Below are 17,553 nucleotides of genomic sequence, written 5' to 3' on the forward strand. Positions count from 1 at the left end.
GCGATGTCGATCGTCCTCAGCCCCCGACTGGATACCGCCGCGGCGGCCCCGCTGCGCCAGGCGTTGCAGAAGCTGATCGAGGCCGCGGAGCCGGTCGCGATCGATGCCGTCGCGGTCGATCAAATCGGGCAGGCATGCCTGCAGGTGCTTGCCGCTGCGCGCGCCGCCGCGGTGGCGCGCGGCCTGTCGTGGCAGGTCGCCTTTCCCAGCGTCGCGATGGTCGAGGCCGGCGAACTCGCCGCGATCGACGTCCTCGCCGCCGCCTGATCTCAAGACCTTATTCGCGCAGGAGCCCGACCTTGGACCTCGATGCAATCCAGCAGATCTTCTTCCAGGAATGTGAAGAAGGCCTGGCCGGCATGGAAAGCGCCTTTGCCGCGCTTCGCGACCAGCAATATGACGGCGAGACGATCAACGGCATCTTCCGCGCGGTCCACTCGATCAAGGGCGGCGCAGGCGCGTTCGGGCACGAACGGCTGCAGGCTTATACCCACCAGTATGAGACGCTGCTCGACCTGCTGCGCAGCGAGTCGCTGGCGCTAACCCCGGCGCTGGTCGACCTGATCGTCGCGGCGTTCGACATGCTCGCCGATCATGTCGCCGCGGCGCGTGACGGGGGCGAGGCACCCGACGATGCGGCGATGCTGGCCCGGCTGATCGCGGCGGCGAGCGGCGACGCGGCGGTCGCGCCCGAGCCGGTGGCCGTCGAGGCGGCAGTCGACCCCGCACCTGTCGGCATCAGCGACGATTTCGACGATCTGATGGCGATGCTCGACGATGTCGGCGGTCCGGCCGCCTCGGCGCCGGCGATCGACGGCGATGAAGCGACCACGCCCGGCTGGCTGCTGACCTTCCGCCCGCCCGCGAACGCGCTCGACAATGGCGGCGAGCCACTGCTGCTGATCCGCGAATTGCTGCGGATGGGCGCGCAGGTGCTGTCGTGCGATGCCGACACGCTGCCGCCGCTCACCGCGCTCGATCCCGAGCGGTCGTATCTGGCGTGGCGGATCGCGGTGCCTGTGACCGTGTCCGAGGACGATATTCGCGGCGTCTTCGAATTCACCGACGGCTGCGCGCTGACGCTGGAAAAGGTCGCCAGCCTCCCGCCGGCATCACCGCCGACGATCGTGGTCGCCGCAGCGCCGGAGCCGGCGGCGGTCATCCCAGCGGTCGAAGCTCCGGCCCCCGCCCCGGTCGCGGTGGCGCCGGCGCCGGCGCCTGTCCCGCCCCCCATAGCGGCGATGCCCGTGGCAGCCCCCGCGCCGCGCCCGGTCGCGTCCGCACCGACCCCGCCGCCGACCCCGATCGCGCAGACGATTCGCGTCGATCTCGACAAGCTCGACCGGCTCGTGAACCTCGTCGGCGAGCTCGTCATCACCCAGGCGATGCTGGCGCAGCGTCTGAGCGAAAACGACATGGCCGGCATCTCGGAGCTGACCGACCTCGATCACCTGACGCGCGAGCTGCAGGAATCGACGATGGCGATCCGCGCGCAGCCGATGAAGACCGTCTTCAGCCGCGTGCCACGCATCATCCGTGAACTGGAGGGTGAAACCGGGAAGCGCGTCCGCCTTGATATCGAGGGCGAGATGACCGAGGTCGACAAGACCGTCGTCGAGCGGATCGGCGAGCCGCTGACCCACCTGATCCGCAACGCGGTCGATCACGGGCTGGAAACCACCGAGGAACGCGTCAAGGCGGGCAAGCCCGAAACCGGCGTCGTCACGCTCTCGGCCGCGCATCATTCGGGCCGGATCGTCATCACCGTCGCCGACGACGGGCGCGGCATCGACCGCACGCGCGTCCGCGCCAAGGCGGTAGAGCGCGGGATCATCCTGCCCGATGCGGTGCTGAGCGACGAGGAGGTCGACAATCTGATCTTCGCGCCGGGCTTCTCGACCGCTGCGACCGTCTCCAACATCTCCGGGCGCGGCGTCGGCATGGACGTGGTGCGCAAGAATGTTCAGGCGCTCGGCGGGCGGATCGGCATCCATTCGCGCTTCGGCTCGGGATCCAGCTTCTCGCTCAGCCTGCCGCTCACGCTCGCGGTGGTCGACGGGATGATCGTCACGGTCGGCGACCAGACCTTCGTCATTCCGCTCAGCCATATCGTCGAGAGCCTGCGCCCGTCCGACCGGTCGGTCACCGCGATTGGCATCAACGGATCGGTGCTCGACGTGCGTGGTTCCTATGTGCCGATCTATCCGGTCGCCGAGCAGCTCGGCATCGCGAGTGGCGAGCGGGACCCGGAAAAGGCCGTGCTGATCGTCGTCGAGGGCGATCAGGGTCAGGCCGCGCTGCTGGTCGACTCGATCCAGGATCAGCGGCAGGTGGTCGTGAAGAGCCTGGAGGCCAATTATCAGGCGATCGACGGGCTGGCCGGCGCGACGATCCTCGGCGACGGGCGGGTCGCGCTCATCATCGACGTCGATGCGCTCACCTCGCAGCGGGCACGGCGCGGGCAGCTGGCGCACGCCGCATGACCGCCGCGCTCCCGATCTCCTCGGCGAAACGCGAGTTCGACTTCGCGCCCGCCGATCATCAGCGGATCGCACGGATCGTCTACGACACGCTCGGCATCCTGTTGCCCGAGGGCAAGTCGCAGCTCGTCTACGGTCGCGTCGCCCCGCGCGTGCGCGCCTGCGGGCTGACCAGCGTCTCGGCCTATCTGAAAGTGATCGAGGAGGACGAGGAAGAGCGCGACCGAATGCTGGATGCGCTGACCACCAATCACACCAGCTTTTTCCGCGAGGCGCATCATTTCGAGGATTTTGTCGAGCGGATGTGGCCGACGCTGGCGCAGCGCCTTGCCAGTGGCGGGCGTGTGCGGCTGTGGTCGGCGGCCTGTTCGAGCGGCGAGGAGCCCTATACCTGGCTGATGGCCGCGCTCGGCCATGACCGGTCGGCGGCGCAGCGGTTGCTCAAGGGCGACCTGCGGATGCTCGCCACCGACGTGTCGCCCAGCGTGCTGGAGACGGCGCGTGCCGGGCGCTATTCCGCCGACACGCTGCGAACCGTGCCGGCCAAACTGCGTGCGACCTGGGTCAGCGACCGGCTCACGGTCGACCCGGCACTGCGCGACGTAATCTCGTTCCGACCGCTCAACCTGCTCGGCCCATGGCCGATGAAGGGGCGCTTCGACGCGATCTGCTGTCGCAACGTCATGATCTATTTCGACGAACCAACGAAGGCGAGGCTGCAGGCGCGGCTCGCCGATCATCTGGAGACCGGGGGGATGCTGTACATCGGCCATTCGGAGCGGCTGTCGCCCGAAGTTGCCTCGCGGTTCGACTGCGTCGGACGCACCGCCTATCTGAAGGTGCGCGCATGAGCGTCCGCACGCTCGTCGTCGACGATTCGCTGACCATGCAGGCACTGATCCAGCGCACGCTGGCCAGCGATCCGCACATTCAGGTCGTCGGCACCGCCTCCAGCGCCGAGGAAGCGCGCGCCCGGATCAAGGAACTCGATCCTGACGTCGTCACCCTCGACATCGAGATGCCGGGCATGAACGGCCTCGACTTCCTCGAACGCCTGATGCGGCTGCGCCCCACCCCGGTCGTCATGCTCTCGACGCTGACGTCCGAGGGTGCGGACGCCAGCATCGCGGCGCTCGAACTCGGCGCATTCGAATGTTTCGACAAGCTGGCGCTGCGCCGCCCCGATGAGGCGATCCGGCTCCCCGCGCTGGTCCGCGCCGCCTCCGGGTCGCGGGGGCGGAGCGTCGCGGCGGCCCCTCGCGCCGCCGAACCCGCGCCGCAGGCCGATTACATGCCACGTGACCAGTCGATGATCGCGGTCGGCGCGTCGACCGGCGGGGTCGAGGCGTTGATCGAGCTGCTCTCCGGCTTCCCGGCCAATTGCCCGCCGACCGTGATCGTCCAGCACATGCCGCCCAGCTTCACCGCCAGCTTTGCCGCTCGGCTCGACCGGCTGTGCAAGCCGAGCGTCGAGGAAGCGCGCGCGGGCGCGGTCCTGCGCCCTGGCAAGGTCTATCTGGCACCCGGCGGCGATCAGCATCTTGAGATCGCTGGCCCGGCGACGCGGCGTTACTGCCGTTTGCTTTCGGGGCCCAAGATGAGCGGGCATCAGCCCTCGGTCGACGTGCTGTTCCACTCGGTCGCCCGCATCGCGGCCGGTGACGCGGTCGGCGCGATCCTGACGGGCATGGGGGCGGACGGCGCCGAGGGGATGCTGGCGATGCGTCAGGCCGGCTCGGTGACGATCGGCCAGGATGAATCGTCCAGCGTCGTCTATGGGATGCCCGCCGTCGCGCATCGCATCGGCGCGGTCGTGCAGCAGATGCCGCTGCGCCGGATCGCCGCCCGGTTGCTTCAGGAGTGTCGTGCATGACGGGCCTCGCGCTCCGCGATGGGCTACGCCGGGTCACCGTGGCGCAGGGCGAGACGCGCGTCAGCGGTGAAACCGACGTCGTGCTCACCACCGTGCTCGGCAGCTGCATCGCTGCATGTTTTTATGATCCGGTCGCCAAGGTAGGAGGTATTAACCACTACCTGTTAGCGGAGGGTCATGCCTCCGATCCCGCCTCGATGCAGCGCTACGGCGTCTATGCGATGGAAGTGCTCATCAATGCCATGCTGGCGATGGGCGGGGCACGGTCGCGGCTCAAGGCGCGGATCTTCGGCGGCGCGACGATGCGCTCGGGGTTTCGCGACATCGGCGGCGACAACATCGCTTTCGCGCGACGCTTCCTGCGTGACGAGCGCATCCCGCTGGTCGGTGAGGATGTCGGCGGTAATGGTGCGCGGCGCGTCGAGTTCCGCCCGGCGGTGGGCCTCGCCCGGTGCCGCGTCGTGACCGAGCAGGCGATCGCGGCGCCGGTGATCCGCCCCCGCCCGGCCCCGCCGCCGCCGCCGCCACCGCCTGCGTCGCTCGGCGACGTCGAGTTCTTCTGATTCCGCCCCGTATTCTGCCCAGGAGCCGTTACCCGTGACCAAGACGATCATGACCGTGGATGACTCGCCCAGCATGAGAATGCTGCTGCGCGCCGCGCTGACTGACCTCGGCTATCACGTCGTGGAGGCCGAGGACGGCGTCCATGCGCTCGAAACGCTCGCCAGCTTCGATGAGGAGGAGGAGCCCGACCTGCTCATCACCGACATCAACATGCCGCGCATGGACGGGTTCGGGCTGATCGAGAACGTTCGCGCCGACGGCCGCCGCACGCTGCCGATCCTGGTGCTGACCACCGAAAGCTCCGACGAGAAGAAGCAGCGCGCGCGTCAGGCCGGCGCGACCGGCTGGATCGTCAAGCCCTTCCACCCCGAAAAGCTCGCCGCCGCGATCCGCCGCGTGCTGCACTGATGTCACAAGGAACGAATCCCATGTCCCGTCAGCTCATCACCTTTCAGCTCGGCGACCAGTATCTGGGCGTCGACATCATGGCGATCCGCGAGATCCGCGCCTGGTCGCCTGCCACCCCGCTGCCGAACGTGCCCAGCCATGTGCGCGGGGTCGTCAATCTGCGCGGCGTGGTGTTGCCGGTGCTCGACCTTCGCCATCGGCTCGGCTGGGGCATGACCGATCCGACCGCACGCCACGTCATCATCGTCGTGCGGATCGGCGAGCAGTTGCAGGGCATCATCGTCGACGCGGTCAACGACATCGTCACGGTGCAGACCGAGGATATGCAGCCGCTCCCCGACATGGGGGATTCGGCGGCGCAGCAGTTCCTCGACGGGCTGGCGACGATCGACCAGCGGCTGATCCTGGTGCTGGCGCTGGAGCGGCTGGTCGAGCGCGCCGCCATGGCGGATGCCGCCTGAACACAATTAGTTAACGCGCGTAGAGTAGGACGGGGTCATGGCTGGAACAAAGGTATTGGTGGTCGACGACTCGTTGACCATGCGCGCGCTGATCTCGGGCGCGCTTGAGCGGATCCCGGGTGTGGAAGTGGTCGGCATGGCCGATGGCGCGGCGGAAGCGCGCGGCCTGGTGGAAAGCACCCGCCCCGACGTCATGACGCTCGACGTCGAGATGCCGGGGATGAGCGGCCTCGACTATCTCGCCGAGATCATGGACACCAAGCCCATGCCCGTCATCATGTTCTCGACCCGGACGCAGGACGGCGCGGCGGAGTCGATCGAGGCGCTGCGGCTCGGCGCGATCGACTGCTTCCCCAAGCCGCGGGTCGCGGCGCCCGCAGAGCTGGACGCGATCATCGCCAAGCTCGCCAAGCGCCTGAAGGCCGCCAAGAAAGCCGACCTGAAGCCCAAGGCCGCGCCGAAGACCGGCAAGGCACCCCCGATCGACTGGAACGGGCGGCTGCTGCTGGTCGGCGGCGATGCGTCCAATACGAAGTCGATCTTCGACCTGTTCACCGCCTTCCCCGCCAATTGCCCGCCGACCGTCGTCGTCCAGCATCTCGGTCCGGGTCTGGTCGAAAGCATGGCCGAGAAGCTCGCCGAGCAATGCGCGGCCAAGGTGGTGGTCGCGACCGACGGGATGAAGCCGGAACAGGGCACGATCTACCTCGCCCCGCACGGTGACGCGCATCTGGTCATCGACAGCTGGCCGAACGGCACGCTGCGCCTGCTCGCCAAGGACCCGGTCGCGGGCGAGCGTCCGTCGATCTCGCTGCTGTTCGCCTCCGCGGCAAAGGCGGCGGCGGCGAACGCGGTCGGGGTGCTGCTGCTTGACGCCAACGAGGATGGTGCGGGCGGCCTCCGCGCGCTCAACGCGGCGGGCGGCTATGCCTTCGCCCCGGCCGAAAGCGGCGGTGGCTTCACGCTGACGCGCGGCATGGTCTCACAGCCGGTCGCCAGCGACGCGCTGGTCGCCGGCGTCATGAAGATGTGCTCCAAGTGACCGCGGCGGCGGCGATGCCCCTGCCGGTCGGGGAGGTGTCGACAGCCGGCGTGCCGCGCCCGCTCGCACAGGCGCTCGCCGCCGAGCTGGTGCTCGCGTCGAGCATGCTGGCCGATCTCGCCTATGACCTGGGCAGTGATGGCGCGACGCTGCGCCGGCACATGGCCAGTCTGCAACGCATCGACCATATCACACAGATCCAACTCGCGATCGCGGACCTGCTCCGCACGTCGAACGGATCAGACGGCGATATCGCGCAAGTGACCTTGCAGGACATGGCCGACCGCCTCCGCGCATTTCTCGCTGGCGGACCGCGTCCGGCCTCCGAGGCGTCGTGATGACGCGCCTCGCCCTGACACCGTCACCCCGGGCGTGATCGGGAGCGTTACGCGGCCTGTTTTCGCCCCGCGCAGCCACGCAGCGCATTAGCCAGAGCGTCCGGCGCGCTCGGCTTCGGGCACACCGTCGCGCTGGGATAGCGGCGTCGCAGGTCGGCATCATCGGCATGGCCGGAATGGAACAGCAACGGGATCCCCGCCGCCTGAAGCCGGTCAGCGACGGGGAAGACCGTACCGTCCGCCAGCCGCACGTCCAGCACCGCGGCGGCGAACCGCGCCGCATGACGCTGGATCGCCGCTTCGGCCTCCACGACCGTCGCGCACGGGCCGACCACGCGGAAGCCCGCATCCTCGATCGTTTCCTGCAGATCGAGGGCGATGAACAATTCGTCTTCCACCAGCAGGACATCGATGACGGCTGACTCAGTCACGGGCAAGCACACTCACAGGAAGTTTCATTCGCAGCCGAAACGAACGGCCGGCCGCCTCGCTCCGTACATGACCAAGTAATTGTCGGACGCTTGTGTCGACCAGCAGTGATCCGAAGCCGCGCGGCGGCGCGTCAAGGTTCTGGTCGCTCTCTCCGATCTCGTCCCACGCCAGCTCCAGCCCATCGTCGTTCACCTGCCAGCGTACCGTCAGCCCGGTGCCCGCGTCGCGCTCGCCGTCTCGGCTCTCGGCGCACAAGGCACCGTATTTGACCGAATTTGTCGCCCATTCGTGGAGGATCAGCGCCATCGACGACAGGCACCGCCGGTTGAGCGCGATCTTCGGCCCTTCGATCGTAATGTGCGAATGGTCACGATACGGCGCGAGCGTCGCGTCGACCAGTTCGTCGAGCCCGATCGCCTGCGGCTGCCCGGCCGGCGACGCCAGCGAGTGCGCGCTGCCCAGCGCCGCGATCCGCCGCCGCAGGTCGGTTGCGAACGGGCGCACCTCGTCATGATTGCGCGCGGCGACGGTGACCATCCCGGCGATCACCGCGAACAGGTTCTTTACGCGGTGGTTCATCTCGCGCAGCATCAGCTCGCGCGTTTCCGCCAGCGTATATTCGGGAGAGACGTCGATCGACACGCCGACCAGCCGCGGCGGGTTGCTCCCTGCGATTACACGGCCGAACCCCTTGATCCAGCGTGCCCTGCCCTCGATGGGCCGCAGCCGGAACGTCGCCTCGTAATCGCCGTTGCGCTCCACCGCGCGACGCAGCGCCGTCTCCACTGCGCCGCGGTCCTCGGGCTCGATCCGGTCGAGCAGCGGATCGATCCGCGTCGCTTCCTCGCCCGCCATGCCGAACAGCCGCTGCTCAACCCCGTCGAGCACCGTCTCACCGGTCTCGGGGCAATATTCCCACACCCCGATCCCCGCCGCCTTGATTGCGAGATCGAGGCGCTCGCGCTCGGCGGCGAGCTGACGTTCAAGCGACAGCGCCTCGGTGATGTCGGTCAGCACCAGGGTCGTGCCGTCAACCGCGCCGCTCTGCGTGCGATACGGCAGCACGCGCAGCGACAACACGCGCTCGCCGTCGCTGGTCGTCACGCGCCGCTGCGTCGCCGGGGCACCCGCCGCGACCGCGCGCGCATCCTCCAGATAGTCGGTGCCGCGCAGCCGGCTCGCGACGTCGCTCAGCGGCCGGCCGCGGTCGGCGGGCTGGAGCGGGAAGATCGACACCGCCGCGTCGGTATAGCTGCGCACCTTGAGCTCGGCATCCAGCACCACCACCGCCAGCTCGGTCGACTGATGGAAGTTGCGCAGGTCGGAAACCGCGACCGTCAGCTGCTCGACCTTGCTCTTCAGCTCGTCGTTGACGGTCGACAATTCCTCGTTCGTCGATTGAAGCTCCTCGTTCATCGACATCATTTCTTCGTTGGAGCTTTTCAGCTCCTCGTTCGCGGTCTCCAGTTCCTCAATCGCGGTGCGCAGCCGATGGCGCGTCAGCCGCAACTCATCCTCGATCGCCTCCAGATGATCGTCGTTGGTGGCGGCCAGCTTTTCCAGTTCCCCCTGATCGGACGGGCGGAACGCGCCGCTGTCGCGAAACACGAACAGCAGGGTGCCGTCACCCAGCGGATCGCAGATCACCTCGACCGGCTGCACGCCATAATCGGTCTCGACCTCGACATCGCGCGCCACCACGGGGCGACGCTCGTCGCGCGCCTGTCGCAGCAGCGGCCCGATTACGGTGCGCAGGCCCGGCCGCGCGAGATTGATCGCGCTGCTGCCGCCGGTGCGCGTCACCGGGAACTCGAAATAGCGACCCAGCTTGCCATAGGCGGCGGTGATCCCGCCGTCCTGATCGACGATCAGGCTGGCCGGGGCATAACGGTCGACGATCCGCCGGATCGCGGCGCTCTCGTTCGTCAGCGCCGGCCCGTCACCGCGGCTGTCACGTTCTCGCCGGGCGCCGGTCGGGCGCGAGTTGCCGGGCAGGTCGATCGGATAGCTCGGCGCCCCCGGCGCACGTTCATAGAGCCGCGCATGCTGGTCGACCACGGTGAACAGATGCTCGAACCGCCCGACGCTTTCGGACGGTCCCAGGAACAGGAAGCCGCCGGGACGCAGTGCATAATGGAACAGTGGCAGCACCGATTGCTGCAAACGATCGTCGAAATAGATCAGCAGGTTGCGGCACGACACCAGATCGATCCGCGAAAAGGGCGGATCCTTGACAACGCTGTGGTTCGAAAAGCGGATCATGTCGCGGATCTGGCCTGCGATCGTGAACCGCTCGGCGTGCGGCACGGTATAACGCTCGCGCAGCGCGGGCGGCAGATCGACCAGCGCCGCGGCCGGATAGCTGCCCTCGCGCGCGATCGTCAGCATCTGCTCGTCGATATCGGTGGCGAAGATCTGCACCGCCAACGGCTGGCCCGACGTGCGCGCCGCCTCCGCGAACAGCATCGCGATCGTATAGGCTTCCTCGCCGCTCGAACAACCGGGCACCCACACGCGCAGATCATCGTCGGTGGCGCGGTCGCGCAGCAGCGGCTCGATCACCTGCTTGCGCAGCGTCTCGAACGCCTCGGCGTCGCGGAAGAAGCGTGTAACGTTGATCAGCAGGTCGCGGAACAGCGCCTCGCACTCGTCGGCATCGCTCCGCACCCGTGACAGATAGTCCCGCCCGGTATCGATCCCCAGCACGTGCATCCGCCGCTCGACCCGGCGGATCAGCGTCGAGCGCTTGTAGCCCGAAAAGTCGTGACCGATCGCATTGCGCAGCACGCGGCACAATTCGTCGACATGATCCGCGACCACCCCGGCCTCGACCTCGCCCGGCTCGCTGTTGCGCCGTCCGAAGAAGCCGCGCAGACATTCGAGGATCTCGCCCGGCGGCTTGATGAAGTCGATCAGCCCCGTGCCCACCGCCGACAGCGGCATGCCGTCGTAGCGCGCGCTCTCCGGTTGCTGGACAACGCCGACGCCGCCGTTCTCCTTGATCGCGCGCAGCCCGGTCGTGCCGTCCGCGCCGGTGCCGGACAGGATCACGCAGGCGGCGTTCGATTGCTGATCGCCGGCCAGCGACTGAAAGAAGTCGTCGATCGGCCGCCGCATCCCGCGCGGCTGCGCGAAGTCGGTCAGCTCCAGCACGCCGTCGCGGATCGCCAGCCCGCGTCCCGGCGGGATGATATAGACCTTGTCGGCCTCGATCCGCTCACCACCGGCGCTTTGCAGCACCTCCAGCGCGGTTGTGCGATCGAGCAGCTCGGCCAGCATGCTTTCGTGATTGGGGTCGAGGTGCTGGACCACCACAAACGCCAGCCCGGTCGGCCGCCGCGCAGGCGCCAGCATCTCGCGCAGCGCTTCCAGCCCGCCCGCCGACGCGCCGATTCCTACCACCGGCACCGTTCGCCCGGTGGCGGCGCGCGAACCGCTATGCACGGGGGTCCTGCTCCAGCCCGGCGAGCATCAGCTTGGCCTGCGCAACGGTCGCGGCGCTATTAGCGATCGTCAGCAGCGTACCTTCGACGACGATACCGGCATCGCGCGCGATTGGGGTCAGCCGCCCCAGCGTCCGTCCAAGTTCGCTATCATAATCGCTCAGCATGTCGGGCTGCGAGCGGCTGACATCGAATTGCGAGGCGAAGATATAGTTCGCCGACCCGTCGATCGCGCGCAGCCGCGACATATACAGCAGGTTGACGAAGGGCGTGCCGTCCTTGCGGAAATTGACGATCGGCGTGCGCACATTCTCCTGCCGCGGACTGGCGAGGAACTCGCGCAGCCGCTCGCGCGGCTCGATATTGGGCGCGGATCGCTGCAACATCCGGCAGTTGCGCCCGAGCACGTCCTCCGACGCATAGCCGGTCAGTTCGCAGAAGCGCGCGCTGACGGCGAGCAGATGATTATCGTCATCGGCGGTCGCGACGGCGAGCGCAACGCGCGACTGCTGCAGATAGTCGAGTAGAGCAGGAGGCAAGTCGGTTGTCACGCATACTCCGATCACGACGATCCAAATCTGGGTTACGCCCGAAGGCATAGGGACTACAACCGTCTTCGCTCGCGTCAGTGCCCCGCGGCTGGGCGGTATGCGCCAGACCGGCCGAAAATTCTTCGTCCGCACCCTTGGCGATCACCGTCGGATCAACATTCCACCACGTTTACCGCCAGCCCGCCGAGGCTGGTCTCCTTATATTGCGTCCGCATGTCCTCGCCGGTCTGGCGCATCGTCTCGATCACCGCGTCGAGGCTGACGACATGGCTGCCATCGCCGCGCAGCGCCAGATAGGCGGCGTTGATCGCCTTCACCGCGCCCATCGTGTTGCGCTCGATACATGGGATCTGCACCAGCCCGCCGATCGGATCGCAGGTGAGCCCGAGGTTATGCTCCATCCCGATCTCGGCGGCATTCTCGATCTGACGGTTGCTGCCGCCCAGCACCGCCGCCAGCGCGCCCGCCGCCATCGAACAGGCGACGCCGACCTCACCCTGGCATCCCATTTCCGCCGCCGAAATCGACGCGCGCTTCTTGTACAGCATCCCGATCGCCGCGGCGGTGTACAGGAAGCAGCGCACGCCCTGCTGACGCACCGGCGCCGGCTTGGTCTGCGCGACCAGCGTCTCGTAGAAGCGCAGCACCGCCGGCAGCACGCCCGCCGCGCCGTTGGTGGGTGCGGTGACGACGCGCCCGCCCGCCGCATTCTCCTCGTTGACCGCCAGCGCCCACAGGCTGACCCATTCGAACACTTCCGCCGGGTTGCGCCCCGGCGTGTTGCCGGTCAGCGCCTGCTCCAGCGCCCGCGCCCGCCGTCGCACCTTCAGCCCGCCGGGTAGCAGCCCGTCCTGCGCAATCCCGCGATCAATGCACGCGTTCATCGCCGCGTGCACGGCGTCGAGGAACGCGTCAGCCTCCGCGCCGCTGCGCCACGCTTCCTCGTTGGCGCGCACCAGTTGTGCGATCGTCAGCCCGGTCGCGTCGCCGAGCGCCAGCAACTCCGCACTCGACGAGAACGGGTGGCGCACCGCGACATTCGCCGCCGCAACCGGCGCGCCCTTGCGCAGGATCGCACCGCCACCGATCGAGAAATAGGTTTCAGTGTAGCCGGTCCCGTCCGCCAGCCGCGCGGTAAAGCTGATGCCATTGGGATGTTCGGGCAGAAAATCGCGCGGATGGAAGACGAGATCCGCCGCCTCGGCAAACGGGATCGTGCGCTCGCCGGCCAACCGCAATCGCGAGGTCTCGCGGATCGTCTCCAACACCGCCGGCGCGTCATCCGGCTCGAGGCGCTCCGGCTCCCACCCCGCCAGCCCGAGGATCGCGGCGGTGTCCGTCGCGTGCCCGCGCCCGGTCAGCGCCAGCGAGCCGTACAGGTCGCAGCGCACCGCGACCACGTCCTGCTCCCGCCCGATCGCGCGCTGTGCGAAGTCGAACGCCGCGCGCATCGGCCCCACCGTGTGCGAACTCGACGGCCCGATGCCGATCGTGAACAATTCCGCCACGCTGATCGGACGCGTCGCGCAGCGATCGAGCGGCTGATGGGTCATGTCGACGTGCATGTGCTCTCCCCGGACGCCCCGCGCGGCGCCTGCATGCCCCATCTGTCCCTTGCGCCTGAGATCGCTATCCCGTCGGCGGACGCCGGGACTATCCCCGCGCCTCTCTCCAGATGTCCGTCGTCGATCTGGTCCTTTTGCCTGAGAGTTTCCGGGGCGGTTGCTCCTTCGGCGCCGGGCCTGCCCGGTCTCTCCCAAATCGACACGGGCGGTATCGGGGAGCGCACCGGGCCGGTCAAGCGCCCCTCGACGCCGCGGGTCGGCGTTATTATATACCGCCCGTTATGGAATCGATCACCACCGCCGACGCTCCTGCTCCCACCCGTGGGCGTCCGCGCGAATTCTGCCCCGATGCAGCCTTGTCGGCCGCGCTCGGCGTGTTCTGGGCAAAGGGCTATGACGGCGCGTCGATGGCGGACCTCACCGCCGCGATGGGCATCACCAAGCCCAGCCTCTATGCCGCGTTCGGCAACAAGGAACAGCTCTTCCACCAGGCGCTCGACCGCTACGAGGCGGAGAAGCTGGCCTATACGCGCGAGGCGCTGAAGCAGCCGACCGCGCGCGCGGTCGCGGAGCATTTCATGCGCGGCGCAGTCGCGGCGCAAACCAGCACCTGCGACCCGAAGGGCTGCATGGGCGTCATCAGCGCCACCGCCTGCGGTGCGGAGGGCGATTCGATCAAGGCGCACATCATGGAGCGCCGCCAGTCCTCGAACGCCGCGCTCGTCGCGCGCTTCGAACAGGCGCGGCAGGACGGCGATCTGCCCGCGCACCTCGATCCGCAGGGGCTCGCTTTCTATCTCTATGCGATCCTGCAGGGGATGGCGGTGCTGGCGACCTCCGGCGTCACGCGCGAGGAACTCGACGGCGTCGTCTCGATCGCCTTGTCGATGTGGCCGACGTCCTGACCGAAAAATAAATTACCGATCGGTACACAAAGCCGTTGACGGGCGTTCGGACGCTTTATATACCACACGGTATGGAATGAGGAGCCAACCCGGCGCCCCATCATCGCAGGAGCCGGTTATGGATCCTCGTTGCTTCGCCCATCCCGGCGCGTCCTGAAAAGGTCGCGGTCCGCCCGTTCTTCGCCTGCCACCTGCCAGCGCTTCCACCCGTCGTCCGCGATGTCGGGAACGGCTGCGCCCGCCCGTTTCCAAGGGAGTCCGCCCATGGCCTATCTGATGCTCGACGACGACCGCTCGGTCGTTACCACCGCCCCCCTTCCTGCCGCCATCACGCCATGCGCCGATCCGCTGCCGACCGACGCGCCCGCGCGGCTCAGCGCGCTCGAATGGTCGGTGGTCGCGCTCGCCCGCAAGGACCGGCTCTGGTCGCTCGACAAGCCCGGCCGGATCGCCAAGGCGATGGCGGTGCTGTTCAAGCCGCCGCACAACCACATGCTCGCCGACGAACGGCTCGAGGCGCTGCGCCGCATCGCGGTGCTCGGCTGGCATTATGGCTATACGATCCCGACCGACGAGCTGAAGCGCTTCCTCCGCGCCGGCTTCTCGCCCGCGCAATATGAGCTGATGATGGACAGCATCGGCGTCGCCAGACTGCGCAGCGCGCAGCGCTGACCCTCAGAAAGCCCTTCCCCTCGCGGGAGGGGTGAGCAGAAGAGGCTACCCGATCAACAATCTCACCCCCAGCGCCGCGACCAGCGCCGGGATCATCGTCGCCGCGCCGACCTTCAGGAACCGCCAGAAGCCGACATCTTCACCCTCGCGCCGGATCGCCTGCAACCACAGGATCGTCGCGAGGCTCCCGGTGATCGACAGGTTCGGTCCCAGGTCGACCCCGATCAGCAGCGCATCGACGATCACGCGCGGCGGCTGCGCCTGCGCCACCGCGGTGCTCGCGATCAGCCCGGCGGGCAGGTTGTTCATCAGGTTCGACGCAAAGGCGAGGATCGTCCCGCTCCACGCCGCGCCACGCACGGGATCCGCCGCCAGCCCGCGCAACCCATTCGCCACCCGCGCGATCACCCCGGTGCGGTCGAGCGCCTCGACCAGCACGAACAGCCCCGCGACCAGCGGCAGCACGCTCCACGACACCGCGCGCATCGTGTCGACCGGCGAGCGGCGCACCAACAACGCCACCCCCAACATCGTCGCCACGCCCGCGATGCAGGTTGGCAATCCTAGCGGCCGGTCGAGCGCCGACACCACCAGCAACAGCAACGCCGTCGCCGCAATCCCCGCCAGCGCCGCTTTGCCTGCGAGGCTCAACGGCGCGCGCGACACCGCCGCCTCACACGTCCCCGTCAGCCGCGCGCGCTCGACGTAACGCAAGGCAAGGAACGTCACGACGATCGCCGCCATCGACGGCCCGGCGAACGACGCGAACCACGCCCCCAGCGGCGGCATCTTCCCCCCGTACAACACCAGATTGGCCGGGTTCGAGATCGGCAACACGAAGCTCGCGGCATTGGCGATCAGCGCGCAGGCGAACAGTAGCGGCAGCGGTTCGGCCTTCGCCTTGCGCGCGGCGGCATAGACCGCCGGGGTCAGCACCACCGCGGTCGCGTCGTTCGAGAGGAAGGTCGTCGTGATCACACCCGTCGCATAGACCAGCAGGAACAGCCGCGTCGGCGAACCCCCGGCATGGACGACCGCCGTCGCCGCCACCCAGTCGAACAGCCCCTGCTCGCGCGCGGTCTCGCTCAACAGCATCATGCCGATCAGGAACAGATAGACGTCGCCGCCCTTCGCCACCGCCGATAGCGCGTCGCCCGGCGTCACCAGCCCGAACAGCAGCAGCGCCACCGCGCCCGCCACCGCCCAGATCGCCTCCGGCCAGCGGAACGGTCGCGCGATCACCCCCGCAGTCGCGGCGGCACAAATCCCCCAGGTCATACCGGTGGCAAGGATCATCGCGCGCGACCGGACAGCATCGACATGCCGCCCCCCTGCCCGAACGTCCCGCGCTCCGCCAGCACCCGAGTCACGCCTGCGCCGTCACGCACGCCTCGCGCACCACGCCCGCGAACACCACCCACAGCGCGACACTCACCAAAGCGAAGCTGCCGAGGATATAGAAAGCGATGTGATAGCCGAGTTCCTGCGCCAGCCACCCGCCGATCGCCGGACTCAGCGACGCGCCGACGCCCTGCACCGTCATCACCGCACCCTGCCCGACATTGACGCGGCCCGTCCCGTTCAACAGGCACGCGACGAGTCCGGGCACGGCGACGCTCTGCAATCCCGCGCCGATCCCGTCGAGCGCCTGCACCGGCCACACCCCCCAGTGCTCGATGAACGTCCCGGCCAGCGCGCCACGCACCGGCAGCGCCGCGAACGAGATCAGCAACACCAGCCAATAGCCACGCCCCGCCGACATCCGGGTCGCAATCAGCGACGCGACGATCATCACCGCCTGCGCCACCACCACCGTCTCGGCGGTGAAGATCGCCGCATTGCCCTTCCCGGCGCCGACAACCGCCAGCCCGTAAAGCGGCAGCATCGCGCCATTGCCGAGATGGAAACACGCCAGTGCCGCGCCGAGCACCAGCATCGGCTTGTTCCGGAGCAGCGCACGGAATCCTTCGGCCTGTCCGCCCTCCGCGTCGTCATCGCCTTTCTCCAACCCGCGCGCCGCGCGGTGATCGATCGCCTTTTCCGGGATCAGCAGCACGCTGGTGATCGCCAGCACCCCGAACACGGCGGCGAGATAGAAGATCGCCGGCATCCCGAACTTCCAGCCGAGATACCCCGACAGCCCCGCGCCGACCATGTTCCCGGCATGGTTCCACGCCTGATTGCGCCCGTTCTGCGCGTTGAAGCCTTTCTGGCGCACGATCCCCAGCGTCATGCCGGTCACCGCCGGGCCGATCGCCGCACCCGCGATCGCGGTCGCGACCTGGCTGACCGTCACCACCCAGCCCGCCTGCGAGAACAGGATCAGGAACGACGCCATCACGGTGCAGATGCCGGTGACGATCACCACCAGCCGCTTCTTCTCGGTATGGTCGATGAATGCGCCGGCGGGCACGGTCATCAACATTCCGGCGACCCCGCCGGCGGTCATCACCGAGCCGATCGGCCCCGCGGTCCAGCCGCGCTGCTGGAGGAACACGCCCAGAAACGGGCCGATCCCCGCCTGCATGTCCGCCATGAAGAAGTTGAGCGCCTCTAGCGGCCGCCTCGCGCGCTTCCGCTCGTCATCACGCGCCGGTGATGCTCCGCCACGCGTGTCAGCCACCGTCGCCATGGTCCGCGCTCCTTCACCGTTCGCGCGCCCAACCCGGCAACAGTTCGAAATATCCCGTTCAAACCTGATTTATATTGCTGACCGGCGTTCAGAAGCTGCCGAGGGCCGTGATCCAGTTGGGGGGACGCTGATGAGGCGTGCTCCGCCTCGTACCGATGCCTGTCGCCCCGGACTTGATCCGGGGCCT

At 68.3% G+C, this 17,553-nt stretch carries 17 protein-coding genes and 1 riboswitch; of the genes, 11 read left to right on the forward strand and 6 right to left on the reverse strand.

Translation table 11 applies throughout. The annotated features are described in order from the left end of the window. Positions 1-3: 3 nt before the first annotated feature. From ACI2JO_RS03200 to ACI2JO_RS03240, 9 genes are read left to right on the forward strand one after another with little or no spacing between them, the layout of a single operon-like run. The gene (locus ACI2JO_RS03200; RefSeq protein ID WP_404719298.1) at positions 4-267 is read left to right on the forward strand and encodes an STAS domain-containing protein; all 264 of its coding nucleotides are present in this window, start codon (positions 4-6) and stop codon (positions 265-267) included. Positions 268-299: 32 nt separating this feature from the next. Further along, positions 300-2,483, forward strand: a complete 2,184-nt coding sequence (locus tag ACI2JO_RS03205; RefSeq protein WP_404719299.1) for a chemotaxis protein CheA — start codon at positions 300-302, stop codon at positions 2,481-2,483. Further along, on the forward strand, positions 2,480-3,331 hold the full coding sequence (locus ACI2JO_RS03210) for a CheR family methyltransferase (RefSeq protein ID WP_404719300.1): 852 nt from the start codon (positions 2,480-2,482) through the stop codon (positions 3,329-3,331). The genes ACI2JO_RS03205 and ACI2JO_RS03210 overlap by 4 nt, the downstream gene beginning before the upstream one ends. Beyond that, a complete protein-coding gene (locus ACI2JO_RS03215; protein WP_404719301.1) occupies positions 3,328-4,353 on the forward strand; it encodes a chemotaxis response regulator protein-glutamate methylesterase in 1,026 nt (341 codons plus the stop codon). The genes ACI2JO_RS03210 and ACI2JO_RS03215 overlap by 4 nt, the downstream gene beginning before the upstream one ends. Continuing rightward, positions 4,350-4,916, forward strand: coding sequence for a chemotaxis protein CheD (locus ACI2JO_RS03220; RefSeq protein ID WP_404719302.1), 567 nt, complete (start codon positions 4,350-4,352; stop codon positions 4,914-4,916). Before ACI2JO_RS03215 ends, ACI2JO_RS03220 begins: the two co-directional genes overlap by 4 nt. A gap of 34 nt (positions 4,917-4,950) precedes the next feature. Then, positions 4,951-5,325: a response regulator gene (locus ACI2JO_RS03225; RefSeq protein WP_404719303.1), complete on the forward strand. Its 375-nt coding sequence runs from the start codon at positions 4,951-4,953 to the stop codon at positions 5,323-5,325. Positions 5,326-5,345: 20 nt separating this feature from the next. Further along, positions 5,346-5,786 (forward strand): chemotaxis protein CheW, encoded by a 441-nt coding sequence (locus ACI2JO_RS03230; protein WP_028965251.1) that lies wholly within the window; start codon positions 5,346-5,348, stop codon positions 5,784-5,786. 37 nt (positions 5,787-5,823) lie between these two features. Beyond that, on the forward strand, positions 5,824-6,828 hold the full coding sequence (locus ACI2JO_RS03235; protein ID WP_404719304.1) for a chemotaxis protein CheB: 1,005 nt from the start codon (positions 5,824-5,826) through the stop codon (positions 6,826-6,828). Next, a complete protein-coding gene (locus ACI2JO_RS03240; protein WP_404719305.1) occupies positions 6,825-7,166 on the forward strand; it encodes a hypothetical protein in 342 nt (113 codons plus the stop codon). Before ACI2JO_RS03235 ends, ACI2JO_RS03240 begins: the two co-directional genes overlap by 4 nt. Positions 7,167-7,213: 47 nt before the next feature. Here the strand turns inward: ACI2JO_RS03240 and ACI2JO_RS03245 are convergent, their stop codons facing one another. The 4 genes from ACI2JO_RS03245 to ACI2JO_RS03260 all read right to left on the reverse strand — a co-directional run bounded on the left by ACI2JO_RS03245 (position 7,214) and on the right by ACI2JO_RS03260 (position 13,145). Next, positions 7,214-7,597 (reverse strand): response regulator, encoded by a 384-nt coding sequence (locus tag ACI2JO_RS03245; protein ID WP_404719306.1) that lies wholly within the window; start codon positions 7,595-7,597, stop codon positions 7,214-7,216. Continuing rightward, on the reverse strand, positions 7,590-11,042 hold the full coding sequence (locus ACI2JO_RS03250) for a CheR family methyltransferase (protein WP_404719307.1): 3,453 nt from the start codon (positions 11,040-11,042) through the stop codon (positions 7,590-7,592). Before ACI2JO_RS03250 ends, ACI2JO_RS03245 begins: the two co-directional genes overlap by 8 nt. Beyond that, positions 11,035-11,592, reverse strand: coding sequence for a PAS domain-containing protein (locus ACI2JO_RS03255; protein WP_404719308.1), 558 nt, complete (start codon positions 11,590-11,592; stop codon positions 11,035-11,037). The genes ACI2JO_RS03250 and ACI2JO_RS03255 overlap by 8 nt, the downstream gene beginning before the upstream one ends. Positions 11,593-11,744: 152 nt before the next feature. Continuing rightward, the gene (locus ACI2JO_RS03260; RefSeq protein ID WP_404720314.1) at positions 11,745-13,145 is read right to left on the reverse strand and encodes an L-serine ammonia-lyase; all 1,401 of its coding nucleotides are present in this window, start codon (positions 13,143-13,145) and stop codon (positions 11,745-11,747) included. Positions 13,146-13,273: 128 nt separating this feature from the next. Next, positions 13,274-13,361, reverse strand: a riboswitch (glycine riboswitch). A gap of 77 nt (positions 13,362-13,438) precedes the next feature. Here ACI2JO_RS03260 and ACI2JO_RS03265 point away from each other — a divergent pair. Continuing rightward, positions 13,439-14,062 (forward strand): TetR/AcrR family transcriptional regulator, encoded by a 624-nt coding sequence (locus tag ACI2JO_RS03265; protein ID WP_404719309.1) that lies wholly within the window; start codon positions 13,439-13,441, stop codon positions 14,060-14,062. 264 nt (positions 14,063-14,326) lie between these two features. Further along, a complete protein-coding gene (locus tag ACI2JO_RS03270; protein WP_404719310.1) occupies positions 14,327-14,734 on the forward strand; it encodes a hypothetical protein in 408 nt (135 codons plus the stop codon). Between the two features lie 45 nt (positions 14,735-14,779). Here ACI2JO_RS03270 and ACI2JO_RS03275 read toward each other — a convergent pair whose 3' ends face one another. Both ACI2JO_RS03275 and ACI2JO_RS03280 read right to left on the reverse strand, forming a co-directional pair. Beyond that, a complete protein-coding gene (locus ACI2JO_RS03275; RefSeq protein ID WP_404719311.1) occupies positions 14,780-16,030 on the reverse strand; it encodes an arsenic transporter in 1,251 nt (416 codons plus the stop codon). Between the two features lie 70 nt (positions 16,031-16,100). Beyond that, entirely contained in the window at positions 16,101-17,366 is a 1,266-nt protein-coding gene (locus ACI2JO_RS03280; RefSeq protein ID WP_404719312.1) for an MFS transporter, read from the reverse strand. Between the last annotated feature and the right edge of the window lie 187 nt (positions 17,367-17,553).

The organism is Sphingomonas sp. NPDC079357 (assembly GCF_044901155.1).
GTDB lineage: Bacteria > Pseudomonadota > Alphaproteobacteria > Sphingomonadales > Sphingomonadaceae > Sphingomonas.

Excerpts from the sequence above, each read along its gene's own strand:
- ACI2JO_RS03200 (WP_404719298.1), top strand. The coding sequence starts at position 4 with ATGTCGATCGTCCTCAGCCCCCGACTGGATACCGCCGCGGCGGCCCCG.
- ACI2JO_RS03210 (WP_404719300.1), top strand. The coding sequence starts at position 2,480 with ATGACCGCCGCGCTCCCGATCTCCTCGGCGAAACGCGAGTTCGACTTC.
- ACI2JO_RS03215 (WP_404719301.1), top strand. The coding sequence starts at position 3,328 with ATGAGCGTCCGCACGCTCGTCGTCGACGATTCGCTGACCATGCAGGCA.
- ACI2JO_RS03220 (WP_404719302.1), top strand. The coding sequence starts at position 4,350 with ATGACGGGCCTCGCGCTCCGCGATGGGCTACGCCGGGTCACCGTGGCG.
- ACI2JO_RS03230 (WP_028965251.1), top strand. The coding sequence starts at position 5,346 with ATGTCCCGTCAGCTCATCACCTTTCAGCTCGGCGACCAGTATCTGGGC.
- ACI2JO_RS03235 (WP_404719304.1), top strand. The coding sequence starts at position 5,824 with ATGGCTGGAACAAAGGTATTGGTGGTCGACGACTCGTTGACCATGCGC.
- ACI2JO_RS03260 (WP_404720314.1), bottom strand. The coding sequence starts at position 13,145 with ATGACCCATCAGCCGCTCGATCGCTGCGCGACGCGTCCGATCAGCGTG.
- ACI2JO_RS03265 (WP_404719309.1), top strand. The coding sequence starts at position 13,439 with ATGGAATCGATCACCACCGCCGACGCTCCTGCTCCCACCCGTGGGCGT.
- ACI2JO_RS03270 (WP_404719310.1), top strand. The coding sequence starts at position 14,327 with ATGGCCTATCTGATGCTCGACGACGACCGCTCGGTCGTTACCACCGCC.
- ACI2JO_RS03275 (WP_404719311.1), bottom strand. The coding sequence starts at position 16,030 with ATGATCCTTGCCACCGGTATGACCTGGGGGATTTGTGCCGCCGCGACT.
- ACI2JO_RS03280 (WP_404719312.1), bottom strand. The coding sequence starts at position 17,366 with ATGGCGACGGTGGCTGACACGCGTGGCGGAGCATCACCGGCGCGTGAT.